The organism is Bradyrhizobium sp. AZCC 1678 (genome assembly GCF_036924765.1).
Classification (GTDB): Bacteria; Pseudomonadota; Alphaproteobacteria; order Rhizobiales; family Xanthobacteraceae; genus Bradyrhizobium; species Bradyrhizobium algeriense.
Map to the genome: position 1 here is coordinate 4,263,068 of NZ_JAZHSE010000001.1, position 12,180 is coordinate 4,275,247.

Genomic DNA, 12,180 nt, shown 5'->3' on the forward strand with positions numbered 1-12,180 from the left:
GCGGCACGGCGCAAAGCGTGCGCCGCGCCCGCGGCCAACAGGCAAGAAGGATATTCGACGATGGCAACGATCACTGCGGCGATGGTCAAGGAACTGCGCGAGTCGACCGGCGCAGGCATGATGGACTGCAAGGCAGCGCTCACCGAAACCGCGGGCGACATGACGGCCGCGCAGGATTGGCTGCGCAAGAAGGGCCTGTCGAAGGCTGCCAAGAAGGCCGGCCGCGTCGCGGCGGAAGGCCTGATCGGCGCGGTGACCTCGGGCGTCAAGGGCGTCGTGGTCGAAGTCAATTCGGAAACCGATTTCGTTGCCCGCAACGAGCAGTTCCAGGGCCTCGTCAAGATGATCGCGCAGGTCGCGCTGCACAACGGCGCCGACGTCGAGACGATCAAGGCGGCCAAGGTTGGCGATGTCACGGTCGAGACCGCGATTTCGGACGCGATCGCGACCATCGGGGAGAACATGTCGCTGCGCCGCGCGACTTCGCTCGAAGTCGGCAAGGGCGTGGTGTCGAGCTATGTCCATGGCGCCGTGATCGATGGCGCCGGCAAGATGGGCGTGCTGGTCGCGCTGGAATCCACCGGCAAGACCGATGAGCTCACCCATCTCGGCCGTCAGCTGGCCATGCACGTCGCCGCGACCAATCCGCAGGCGCTGGATCCGTCCGGCCTCGATCCGGCGATCGTGACGCGGGAAAAGGACGTACTGGCCGACAAGTACCGCCAGCAGGGCAAGCCGGAGAACGTGATCGAGAAGATCGTCGAGTCCGGCCTGAAGACCTATTACAAGGAAGTCTGCCTGCTGGAGCAGGCGTTCATCCATGACGAAAAGGGCAAGTCGGTCGCCCAGGCGGTCAAGGAAGCCGAAGGCAAAATCGGTGCGCCGGTGAAGATTGCCGGATTTGTGCGCTATGCTCTCGGTGAGGGAATCGAAAAGCAGGAATCCGATTTCGCAGCCGAGGTCGCGGCGGCCAGCGGCAAGAAATAACCGCTGCGGTCAAAACCTTCCGGCGCCAGCGCGCCGGAAGTCACTTGCGCGGGACAAGGAAGCGATAAGCAATGGCTGAGCCGGTCTATCGTCGCGTCGTGATCAAGCTCTCGGGCGAATATCTCGCCGGCAGCCACTTCTTCGGTATCGACCAGCCGACCGTTGACCGCATTGCCGACGATCTGATCGCGGCCCAGAAGCTTGGCGTCGAGGTGGCCGTCGTGATCGGCGGCGGCAACATCGTTCGCGGCGTGGAAGTTTCCTCGCGCGGCGTGTCGCGCCCGACCGGCGACACCATGGGCATGCTCGCCACCGTGATGAACTGCCTGGCGCTGGAGGCGGCGATCGAGCGCAAGGGGACGCCGGCGCGGACGCTGTCGGCGTTCGTGATGCCCGAGATTTCCGAGCTGTTCACCCGCAGTGCAGCGCACAAATACCTTTCCGAGGGCCGAATCGTCCTGCTCGGTGGTGGAACCGGCAATCCGTTCTTCACCACCGACACCACAGCGGTGTTGCGGGCGGCCGAGATCGGGGCCCAAGCCGTGCTCAAGGCCACCAATGTCGACGGCGTTTACAGCGCCGACCCCAAAAAGGACCCGCAGGCCAAGCGGTTCGATCGCCTGACGCATTCGCAGGCGATTGCCGGCGACTACAAGGTGATGGATGCGACTGCATTCGCGCTTGCCCGCGAGACGTCACTGCCTATCATCGTATTCTCGATCGCCGAGCCGGGTTCGATCGGCGCGATCCTGCGCGGCACCGGCCACGGCACGGTGGTTGCTGGCTGATACGCCGGTGCTGCTTCGAACCGCGGGCTTTAAGGCGCCGGCGGCTGGTTCCTAAGGAGGGGAGAGTGTTATGCCCACGCCCGGTTTTGACATCAACGAATTGAAGCGCCGCATGCAAGGCGCCACCCACTCGCTCAAGCACGAGCTGGGCGGCTTGCGGACCGGCCGCGCGGCGGCGTCCATGCTGGAGCCGGTGCAGGTTGAGGCTTACGGCTCGCACATGCCCCTCAACCAGCTTGCGACCGTCAGCGTGCCCGAGCCGCGCCTGCTCTCCGTGCAGGTGTGGGACAAGTCGATGGTGAAGGCCGTCGAAAAGGCGATCGTCGATTCCAACCTCGGCCTCTCGCCCGCGACCGAAGGGCAGGTGCTGCGCTTGCGGATCCCCGAGCTCAACGAGGAGCGGCGCAAGGAACTGGTGAAAGTCGCGCATAAATACGCCGAAGCCGCCAAGGTTGCGGTCCGCCATGTTCGTCGTGACGGGCTGGATATCGTCAAGAAGCTCGAGAAGAATCACGAGATTTCCGAAGACGATCAGGAGCGGCTCGCCCACGAGGTGCAAAAGGCGACCGACGGAACGATTGCGGAAATCGATCAGTTGCTTGCGGCGAAGGAAAAGGAAATCCTCACCGTTTGACGGCAACGTACAAGAGTCGAGATTGGTCCTGGAATTCAGATAATGCCGAACGCCGCCGCCCCCGCTACGGAAGGACCGGATCGATCCGTCCCGTTGCATGTGGCGATCATCATGGACGGAAACGGGCGCTGGGCGGCAGCGCGCGGCTTGCCGCGCGCCGAAGGCCATCGCCGTGGCGTCGATGCGCTGCGTCGCGTCGTTCGCGCCGCCCATGAACTCGGTGTGCTCTATCTGACGATTTTTTCGTTCAGCTCCGAGAACTGGTCGCGGCCGGCGACCGAAATCGGCGATCTGTTCGGACTGCTCCGCCGCTTCATCCGCAACGATCTGGCGACGCTGCATCGCGATGGCGTGCGGGTGCGTGTAATCGGGGAGCGGGAAGGGCTCGAGCCCGATATCTGCACGCTCTTGAATGAAGCCGAGGAACTGACCCGGGCCAACACCAAGCTCAATCTCGTCGTCGCCTTCAATTACGGATCGCGCCAGGAAATCGCCGGCGCTGCGCAGCGGCTGGCGCGCGAAGTGGCGGAGGGCAAGCGCGATCCGGCGTCGATCGACGCCGATGCGCTCGGCCGCTATCTCGATGCGCCTGATCTTCCCGATCCCGACCTGATCATCCGCACCAGCGGCGAGCAGCGGCTGTCGAACTTCCTGATGTGGCAGGCGGCCTATAGCGAACTTGTGTTCGTGCCGATCCACTGGCCGGATTTCGACAAGGCCGCGCTCGAAAGCGCCATTGCCGAATACGCCAGACGGGAACGCCGTTTCGGCGGTCTGGCCGCGAAAACCGGATCGTGACCGAACGCGAGGCCGCGCCGGCGGCAGCGAGCCAACCCGATTCGCGAAACTTCGTGATGCGCATCGCCGTAGCCGCTGTGCTGATTCCGCTTGCGGTCGCGATCGCCTATGCGGGCGGCTGGCTCTGGACCGCGCTGGTGACGCTGGCTGCCATCGGCCTGTTCGTCGAATGGCTCGCGATCGTCGGTCTCGCCAGCGCGATGCGCGTGACGGCGCTGGGTGTGGCCGCGCTTGCTATCGCCGGGCTTTGCTTTGCGATTGGCCGGCTCGATGCCGCGCTGATCGTGCTCGGTGTCGGCCTTGTTGCGGTGGTGTCGCTTGCGCCGGAGCGGCGAAGCTGGGCCGCGGCGGGATTTCTGTATGCGGCCGCGGCCGAGATCGCCTCGGTGCTGGTGCGTCTCGATCCCGTCAAGGGATTCGCCGCGCTGATGTTCGTGCTGTTGATCGTTTGGGTGACCGATAGCGGCGGCTATTTCGCGGGTCGCGGCATTGGCGGCCCAAAACTTTGGCCGCGCGTCAGCCCTAAGAAGACCTGGGCGGGCGCCGCCGGCGGATTTGCCGCCAGCCTGGCCGTGGCGGCCGGGTTTGCCGCGTTCGATCTGGGCAAAGTAGGGCCGTTATTGCTGCTTTCCGGGGCTCTTTCGGTCGTCTCACAGCTCGGCGACCTCTTCGAATCCGCCGTGAAGCGCCGTTTTGGCGTAAAGGACTCAAGTCACATTATTCCCGGCCACGGCGGGCTAATGGATCGCCTGGATGGATTTGTCGCAGCCGTTGTCGTGGCGGCTCTTTTCGGTCTTCTGCGGGGCGGCGCCGATGGCGTCGGCCGCGGTCTTATGGTTTGGTGAAACGATGAGCGCAGTTCCATTGCGTAACAACAAGGCCGTTGCGGCAGCCGTACGCACGGTCACCGTGCTGGGCGCCACCGGTTCCATCGGCGACAGCACCATGGATTTGCTGCGCGGGGCGCGCGACCGCTATTCCGTCGAGGCGCTGACCGCGAATTCCAATGTCGAAGCGTTGGCCAAACTCGCCAAGGAATTCGGCGCGCGATTCGCAGCGATCGCCGACCCCGCGCGCCTTGGTGAACTGAAGGATGCGTTGGCAGGCACAGGCATCGAATGCGGCGCCGGCGAAAGCGCCATCATCGAGGCCGCGGCGCGTCCCGCCGACTGGGTGATGGCGGCGGTGAGCGGTGCGGCCGGATTGAAGCCGGCATTGGCCGCGGTCGACCGTGGCGCGGCCGTGGCGCTCGCCAACAAGGAATGCCTGGTTTGTGCCGGCGATTTCTTCATGCAGCGCGCGGCGAAAGCCGGCGCCTGCATCCTGCCGGCGGATTCCGAGCACAATGCGCTGTTTCAGGCACTCTCTTCCGGCAATCGCGAGGAACTGGTGCGCGTGATCATCACCGCCTCGGGCGGGCCGTTCCGCACCTGGGCGCCGGCCGACATCGAGCAGGCGACGCTGGAGCAGGCTCTGAAGCATCCGAACTGGAGCATGGGCCAGAAGATCACCATCGATTCGGCGTCGATGATGAACAAGGGCCTCGAAGTCATCGAGGCCTCCTATCTCTTCGCGCTGAGCGCCGACGAAATCGACGTTCTCGTCCATCCGCAGTCGATCATCCACGGCATGGTCGAATTCTCCGATCGCTCCGTGGTTGCACAGCTCGGCGCGCCCGACATGCGCATTCCGATTGCGCACTGCCTCGGATGGCCCGAACGAATCGTCGGCCCGTCGGCCCGGTTGGATCTGGCAAAAATCGGACAGCTGACCTTCGAGGCGCCGGATTTCGAGCGGTTCCCGGGCTTGCGTCTGGCCTACGAGGCGTTACGTACTGGACGTGGTGCGACCACGGTATTCAACGCTGCCAATGAGGTGGCGGTGGCGGCGTTCATTGCCGGAAAGATCAAGTTCGGGTCGATTGCGCGTCTTGTCGAAGCCACCATGAACGACTGGATTCGCGCCGGGAACCTTGCGCCTTTGAGCTCGGCCGACGACGCGATTGCCATTGACCATAACGCGCGAAATAGAGCCGCCTCCCTATTGCCTCAAATTGCCTTAAAGGCATCCTAGAGGGTTGGGGACGGAGCCTTTGGCTCTTGTCGAGGGGAACCTGATGTCAGAGTTTTTTCTAAGTAGTTTCAATACGTTGGGCCATGGACTCGTCGGCTACATCATTCCCTTCCTGTTCGTCCTGACCATCGTCGTGTTCTTCCATGAACTCGGCCACTTCCTGGTCGCCCGATGGGCGGGCGTGAAGGTGCTGACGTTCTCGCTCGGCTTCGGGCCGGAACTCGCCGGCTTCAACGATCGCCATGGCACGCGCTGGAAGATCTCCGCGATCCCGCTCGGCGGCTATGTGAAGTTCTTCGGCGACGAATCGGAAGCTTCGACGCCGGCCTCGGCCGAATCGCTCGCCGGCATGACCGAGGAGGAGCGGGCGGGCAGTTTCCATCACAAGAAAGTCGGCGCGCGCGCGGCTATCGTTGCCGCCGGTCCGGTCGCGAATTTCATTCTGGCGATCGTCATCTTCACCTGTCTCTTCACTTTCTTCGGCAAGCCGAGCACGACGGCGCGCGTCGACAAGATCGAAGCCAGCAGCGCCGCCGAGCGGGCGGGCTTTCAGGTCGGCGACGTCGTCACCGCGATCGACGGCAAGAAGATCGGCAGCTTCTCCGACATGCAGCGCTCCGTCAGCGTTCGCGCCGGCGATACCCTGACCTTCACCGTCAAGCGCGGTGATTCCACGCTGCAATTGAAGGGCACGCCGGAACTGCGCGAAGTGAAGGATCCCTTCGGGAACACGCAGCGCCTCGGGATTCTCGGCATCACCCGCGCAACGTCGCCGGGCGAAGTGACCACCGAGAAAGTCGATCCGGCCAGCGCGCTTTGGCTGGGAATCAAGGAAACCTGGTTCGTCATCGACCAGACGCTCTCCTATATCGGCAACATCTTCACCGGGCGGGCGAGCGCGGACCAGATCGGCGGGCCGATTCGGATCGCGCAGATTTCGGGTCAGGTGGCCACGCTGGGACTGATTCCCTTGCTTCATCTGGCAGCGGTGCTGTCCATTTCGATCGGACTGCTGAATCTGTTCCCGGTACCCCTGCTCGATGGCGGCCACCTTTTGTTCTACACGGCCGAGGTGCTGCGGGGGCGTCCTTTGTCGGAAAAATCCCAGGAATACGGGTTCCGAGTCGGGCTGGTTTTAGTGCTGATGTTGATGGTGTTTGCCTTCTATAACGACTTCCATCAGGTACCGTGGCTGAAGGGGCTGTTCGGGAGATCGTAGAAGCGGCTTTTTTGTGACGTTGCCCATTGGCAACGTCTTGGAATGAAAATGGAATCGCACCGCGATGTCTGGTTTGCCCCCCTGTCGAAATTGGCTACAAGCAATGCAACTTTGGGATTCTGCCGGTTCGTAGGGGTACGAGCCGGCAGTGCAATGACGAGGGCGCGTTGCGCATGATGTTGGGAATGCGAGTGCGGGGGGCTCTGCTGGGCGCTCTGATCATGGTGGCCGCGCCGATGGGGAGCGCGCTGGTGTCTGTGCCGGCTTCGGCCCAGACCGTGGCGTCGATCTCCGTTGAGGGGAACCGGCGTGTCGAGGTCGAGACCATCCGTTCCTATTTCAAGCCAGGCCCCGGCGGCCGGCTCGGGCAGGCCCAGATCGACGACGGCCTCAAGGCCCTGATCGAGACCGGCCTGTTCCAGGACGTGCGAATCAACCAGGTGGGCGGCCGGCTGGTCGTGACCGTGGTCGAAAACGCCGTGATCGGGCGCATCGCCTTCGAAGGTAACAAGAAGGTCAAGGACGAGCAGCTTTCGGCTGAAATCCAGTCCAAGCCGCGCGGCACGTTCTCGCGTCCGATGGTCCAGTCGGACGCCCAGCGCATCACCGAAATCTACCGGCGCTCCGGCCGCTATGACGTGCGCGTCACCCCTGAAATCATCGAGCAGCCGAACAACCGCGTCGATCTGATCTTCACGGTCACCGAAGGCACCAAGACAGGCATCAAGTCGATCGAGTTCGTGGGCAACGTCGCCTATTCGGCCTATCGCCTGAAGGACGTCATCAAGACGCGCGAATCCAACCTCTTGAGCTTCCTCGGCGGCGCCGACGTCTACGATCCCGACCGGGTCGAGGCCGACCGCGATCTGATTCGCCGCTTCTACCTCAAGAACGGTTATGCCGACGTGCAGGTGGTCGCCGCACTGACCGAGTATGACCCCGAGAAGAAGGGCTTCCTCGTCACCTTCAAGATCGATGAGGGGCAGCAATATCGCGTGGCCTCCGTCGACTTCCAGACCTCCATCGCGACCCTCGATGCCGCCTCGATGCGCAGCTTCTCGCGCGTCAACGTCGGCTCAGTCTACAATGCCGAGGCGCTTGAGAAGTCCGTCGAGGAAATGCAGATCGAAGCCTCGCGGCGCGGCTACGCGTTTGCCGTGGTGCGGCCGCGCGGCGATCGCAATTTCGAAGCGCACACCGTTTCGATCGTGTTCGCCGTCGATGAGGGCCCGCGAACCTATATCGAGCGCATCAACGTCCGCGGCAACACCCGCACCCGCGACTACGTGATTCGCCGCGAGTTCGACCTGTCCGAAGGCGATGCCTACAACCGCGCGCTGGTCGATCGTGCCGAGCGCCGGCTGAAGAACCTCGACTTCTTCAAGAGCGTGAAGATCCTGACCGAGCCGGGCTCGTCGACCGATCGCGTGATCCTGATCGTCGATCTTGAAGAGAAGTCGACCGGCGACTTCTCGGTGTCGGGCGGCTATTCGACCACGGACGGTGCATTGGCCGAAGTCAGCATCTCCGAGCGCAACTTCCTCGGCCGTGGCCTGTATGCGAAGGCAGCCGTGACCTACGGTCAGTATGCGCGCGGCGGTTCGCTGTCGTTCGTCGAACCCTATCTGCTGGACTACCGCGTCGCCCTCGGCCTCGATTTGTTTTATCGCGAGCAATTGGCCAACAGCTACATCTCCTACGGCACCAAGACGGCGGGCTTCAGCCCTCGGCTCGGCTTCACGCTGCGGGAAGATCTTGCGCTGCAGTTGCGCTACTCGATCTATCAGCAGGAAATCTCGCTGCCGAATAACCTTGCGAACTGCAACAACAATCCGGCGAACTCGCTGCTCGCGTTCAATCCAAGCCCCGCCTTCGCGAACGCGAACGGGATCGACCTGACATCCACAAACGGTCTCGGCTGCTACTTCGACGGCGAAGCCTCGCTGCCGATCCGCAGGGAACTGCAGAGCGGCAAGGCGCTGACCTCGTCGGTAGGCTACTCGCTGAACTACAACACGCTGGATAACAACAAGAACCCGACCGACGGCTTGCTGGTCGACTGGAAGCAGGACTTCGCCGGTGTCGGCGGCGACGTGAAGTACATCAAGTCGGCGATCGACGCGAAGTACTACAGCCCGCTGGTCGCCGATATCGTCGGACTGATCCATCTCCAGGGCGGCATGCTGAACCAGTTCGGCGGCAGCGAGCTGCGCATGCTGGATCATTTCCAGATGGGACCGAACCTGGTTCGCGGTTTTGCGCCGAACGGCATCGGTCCGCGCGATCTCAATCCGTTCGGCACGCGTGACGCGCTTGGCGGCACCAAGTACTGGGGCGCTTCGTTCGAACTGCAGATGCCGTTCTGGTTCCTGCCGAAGGAAGTCGGGCTCAAGGGCTCGGTCTATGCCGACGCCGGCGGACTGTTCGACTACAAGGGGCCGACGTCCTGGGCGCAGACGGGCGAAGTCAATGTGCCTGGTTGCGTGCCGCCGACGCAGGCGACGGCGACGACCAATGCCAATCCCGGAACGTGTTTGGGATTGCAGTACGACAACGGCAATGTGGTCCGCACCTCGGTCGGTGTCGGCTTGATCTGGGCCTCGCCGTTCGGTCCGCTGCGCTTCGACTATGCGGTTCCGCTTACCAAGGGTCAGTTCGACCGCGTGCAAGAATTCAAGTTTGGCGGCGGCACGTCGTTCTAGGGCGGTTTCAGGCGAAGCGATCATTGCTTCGCATCTGGAAGCGCAACAGGACAAGGAGAGCGGTCGGTTCTGGTTCTTCAGACCCGACCCTCTCGTGTGAAGGCCGGCCGGACTGCGACGGGTGGAATGGCGCAGCCGATATTTTTCAAGCAACCCCCTTCCTCGACGCTGACCGAGCTGGCCGCGTTGACGGGAGCGGTATTGGTCGACCCCACACGGGGCGGTCATGTGATCAGGGGCCTCGCTTCGCTCGACGAAGCCGGCCCCATGCATCTGGCGTTCTTCGACAACCTCAAATACGCCGATCAGCTCAAGGTGACCAAGGCTGGGGCCGTTCTGGTCAGCCCGCGTTTCGAGGCCCAGGTGCCCGCCCATGTGGCGGTATTGCGGGCCGGCCAGCCGTTCCGCGCCTTCGTGAAGCTGGCGCGCGAGTGGCATGCGGACGCGCTTCGTCCGCAATCCTGGTTCGACAATGACGGCATCGCGCCATCGGCCATCATCGACCCGTCGGCCCATCTGGAGGATGGCGTCATCGTCGATCCGCTCGCGGTGATCGGCCCCAGGGTCGAGATCGGCGCCGGCACCGTGATCGGCGCGGGCGCGGTGATCGGCGCCGACGTCAAGATCGGCCGCGACTGCAATGTCGGCGCTCGCACCGCGATCCAGTTCGCCCTGATCGGCAACAACGTCCTGATTCATCCCGCCTGCAGCATCGGTCAGGACGGCTATGGCTTCATCTTCTTCGGCCCCGAGGGGCACATCAAGGTGCCGCAGACCGGCCGGGTCCTGATCCAGAACGATGTCGAGGTCGGCGCCGGCACCACCATCGACCGCGGCAGCCTGCGGGATACGGTGATCGGCGAGGGCACTAAAATCGACAATCAGGTCCAGATCGGCCACAATGTAACCATCGGCAGGCACTGCCTGCTCGCGGCCCAGATCGGGCTCGCGGGCAGCCTGACGATCGGTGACAACGTCGCGCTGGGTGCGAAGGTGGGCATCAACAACCACCTCAAGATCGGCGACGGCGCCCAGGTAACGGCCATGAGTGCGGTCAAGGACGACATTCCGCCCAATGGTCGCTGGGGCGGCCATTTTGCCAAACCGACCAAGCAGTGGTTCAGGGAGATTGTTGCGGTGGAGCGACTGGCGCAGGGCGGCACGGCCGGTCCGAAAGGCGAGGGGCAGGAGTGATGGAGGAGGCAGCGGTCAGATTCGAACTCGTGGATATCAACGAGATCCTCAAGACGCTCCCGCATCGTTATCCGATGCTGCTGATCGACCGGGTGATCAAGATCCGGACCGATTACAGCGGTATCGGCATCAAGAACGTCACCTTCAACGAGCCGCCGTTCCTCGGCCACTTTCCCGATCGTCCGGTCTATCCCGGCGTGATGATGATCGAGGCCATGGCGCAGACCGCCGGCGTCATCGGCATCAAGTCGGTCGAGGGCACCGAGAAGCCGCGCGCGGTTTATTTCCTCACCATCGACAAGTGCAAATTCCGGAAGCCGGTGATGCCCGGCGACACCATCGAGTACCACATGCGCTCGATCGGCCGCCGCAAGGCGATGTGGTGGTTTCACGGCGACGCCAAGGTGAATGGCAGCGTGGTCGCGGAGGCCGACGTCGGCGCAATGCTGACGGATTGAATTCATCCGTCACACAACGGACGTCTTCCTGCTATCTTTATTCAATCGTTGGTAGTGGGACCCCGCCGAGGTCGCTTGACGAAATTTTCCGAATAATTCGGGTTTGGGCCCACGCTTCTTTTTTAACGGAGGCGTTCCTTGAGCAAGCTTGCGTCTATTATTTCGTGTTTGGTCATTTTTCTGCTGATGTCGCCGCAAAGTTACGCGGCAGATCTGGGCGGTCTCGTATCGTCCCTCAAGGGTGGTGGCTATGTCATCGTTTTTCGGCACGGCGCCACCGACGATAGCCAGAAGGACATCTACCCCTTCAAATTCGACGACATGAGTGCGCAGCGGCAACTGAGCGAAAAGGGCCGCGAGCTGGCGCGCGAGCTTGGGGCAGCGCTGAAGAAATTGGGCGTGCCGATCGGCGAAGTCTACACAAGCCGGCTGAATCGGGCGGTTGAAACCGGCAAACTCATCGGCGGCAAGGATGTGTCGCCAGTGGATGAGTTGACCGACAGCAGCGCCGGCAGCGCGTCTGGAATGGCGAACCCCGACGGCAAGAACGCCAAGGCTGGACGCGCCGTGCGCGATCTCGTCAACGCGCCTCCGAAAGCCGGCGCCAATAATCTGGCGGTGACACACAAGACCAACGTCACCGACGCCTTCGGCAGGGAATTTGCCGATATCCGCGAAGGCGAGGCGCTCGTCTACAAGATCAGCAACTCGGGGCCGGCTGTCCTGGTTACGCGGGTGCAGCCTGGCGAATGGATTGCGCAGGCCGGTAGCTAGATTTCGGTCTCGCCTGGACAGGTGCCTGCGCGGGAGGCGGCCGTGTGATCTCCGATCGATGCACATAATATCTGCTGAACGCGAGGGAACTTCAGCCGCCCGACAGGTTTGTAGGTCGGTGGGTATTGTGGTTGCCGAGACGGGCCGCATGAAATCTCTCAGAACTGCCGTAGCGCTGATGGCCTCAACCGCTGTTCTCGTCGGGGTTGCAACGGCCCGCGATGATGGCCGCTACGCCAACTCCCCGCTAAAGTCCTGGTTCGACAGCCTCAGAAGCGGAAAGGGGCCATGTTGCTCCGATGCTGATGGCTCGGCCGTTGCCGATGTCGATTGGGAATCCAGGGATGGTCACTACCGGGTGCGGCTCGAGGGCCAATGGATCGACGTCCCCGACGATGCCGTCATCACCGAGCCAAACCGCGCCGGCCGGACCATGGTCTGGCCGATCAAGGGAGCCTACGGGATTTCGATTCGCTGCTTCCTGCCTGGCAGCATGACCTGATGACATTCTTGATGCCAGCGTGCCGCAACATGACGTAACGATACGTCACTG

Annotated in this window: 12 protein-coding genes; all 12 read left to right on the plus strand. The window is 62.9% G+C overall.

Annotation, left to right across the window (positions count from 1 at the left end):
• The first annotated feature begins 60 nt into the window (after positions 1-60).
• The 12 genes from tsf to V1294_RS20145 all read left to right on the plus strand — a co-directional run bounded on the left by tsf (position 61) and on the right by V1294_RS20145 (position 12,129).
• Positions 61-987 (plus strand): translation elongation factor Ts, encoded by a 927-nt coding sequence (tsf, locus tag V1294_RS20090; RefSeq protein ID WP_334481100.1) that lies wholly within the window; start codon positions 61-63, stop codon positions 985-987.
• Positions 988-1,058: 71 nt separating this feature from the next.
• Positions 1,059-1,775, plus strand: a complete 717-nt coding sequence (pyrH, locus tag V1294_RS20095; protein ID WP_334499556.1) for a UMP kinase — start codon at positions 1,059-1,061, stop codon at positions 1,773-1,775.
• A gap of 70 nt (positions 1,776-1,845) precedes the next feature.
• Positions 1,846-2,409: a ribosome recycling factor gene (frr, locus tag V1294_RS20100; RefSeq protein WP_334359821.1), complete on the plus strand. Its 564-nt coding sequence runs from the start codon at positions 1,846-1,848 to the stop codon at positions 2,407-2,409.
• Between the two features lie 42 nt (positions 2,410-2,451).
• The gene (locus V1294_RS20105; protein ID WP_247515371.1) at positions 2,452-3,207 is read left to right on the plus strand and encodes an isoprenyl transferase; all 756 of its coding nucleotides are present in this window, start codon (positions 2,452-2,454) and stop codon (positions 3,205-3,207) included.
• A complete protein-coding gene (locus V1294_RS20110) occupies positions 3,204-4,052 on the plus strand; it encodes a phosphatidate cytidylyltransferase (RefSeq protein WP_334499558.1) in 849 nt (282 codons plus the stop codon). Before V1294_RS20105 ends, V1294_RS20110 begins: the two co-directional genes overlap by 4 nt.
• A gap of 4 nt (positions 4,053-4,056) precedes the next feature.
• Positions 4,057-5,280 (plus strand): 1-deoxy-D-xylulose-5-phosphate reductoisomerase, encoded by a 1,224-nt coding sequence (gene dxr, locus V1294_RS20115; RefSeq protein ID WP_334499560.1) that lies wholly within the window; start codon positions 4,057-4,059, stop codon positions 5,278-5,280.
• 43 nt (positions 5,281-5,323) lie between these two features.
• Positions 5,324-6,499 carry an RIP metalloprotease RseP gene (gene rseP, locus V1294_RS20120; protein ID WP_334499562.1) on the plus strand — a complete coding sequence of 392 codons (1,176 nt, stop codon included), beginning with the start codon at positions 5,324-5,326 and terminating at the stop codon, positions 6,497-6,499.
• Positions 6,500-6,672: 173 nt separating this feature from the next.
• Positions 6,673-9,201 carry an outer membrane protein assembly factor BamA gene (bamA, locus tag V1294_RS20125; RefSeq protein ID WP_334499564.1) on the plus strand — a complete coding sequence of 843 codons (2,529 nt, stop codon included), beginning with the start codon at positions 6,673-6,675 and terminating at the stop codon, positions 9,199-9,201.
• A 126-nt stretch (positions 9,202-9,327) separates the two neighbouring features.
• A complete protein-coding gene (lpxD, locus tag V1294_RS20130; protein WP_334499566.1) occupies positions 9,328-10,395 on the plus strand; it encodes a UDP-3-O-(3-hydroxymyristoyl)glucosamine N-acyltransferase in 1,068 nt (355 codons plus the stop codon).
• A complete protein-coding gene (gene fabZ, locus V1294_RS20135; RefSeq protein ID WP_334481091.1) occupies positions 10,395-10,853 on the plus strand; it encodes a 3-hydroxyacyl-ACP dehydratase FabZ in 459 nt (152 codons plus the stop codon). Before lpxD ends, fabZ begins: the two co-directional genes overlap by 1 nt.
• 138 nt (positions 10,854-10,991) lie before the next feature.
• Positions 10,992-11,627, plus strand: a complete 636-nt coding sequence (locus V1294_RS20140; protein ID WP_334499568.1) for a histidine phosphatase family protein — start codon at positions 10,992-10,994, stop codon at positions 11,625-11,627.
• 178 nt (positions 11,628-11,805) lie between these two features.
• Positions 11,806-12,129, plus strand: coding sequence for a hypothetical protein (locus tag V1294_RS20145; protein ID WP_334489706.1), 324 nt, complete (start codon positions 11,806-11,808; stop codon positions 12,127-12,129).
• Positions 12,130-12,180: the final 51 nt, after the last annotated feature.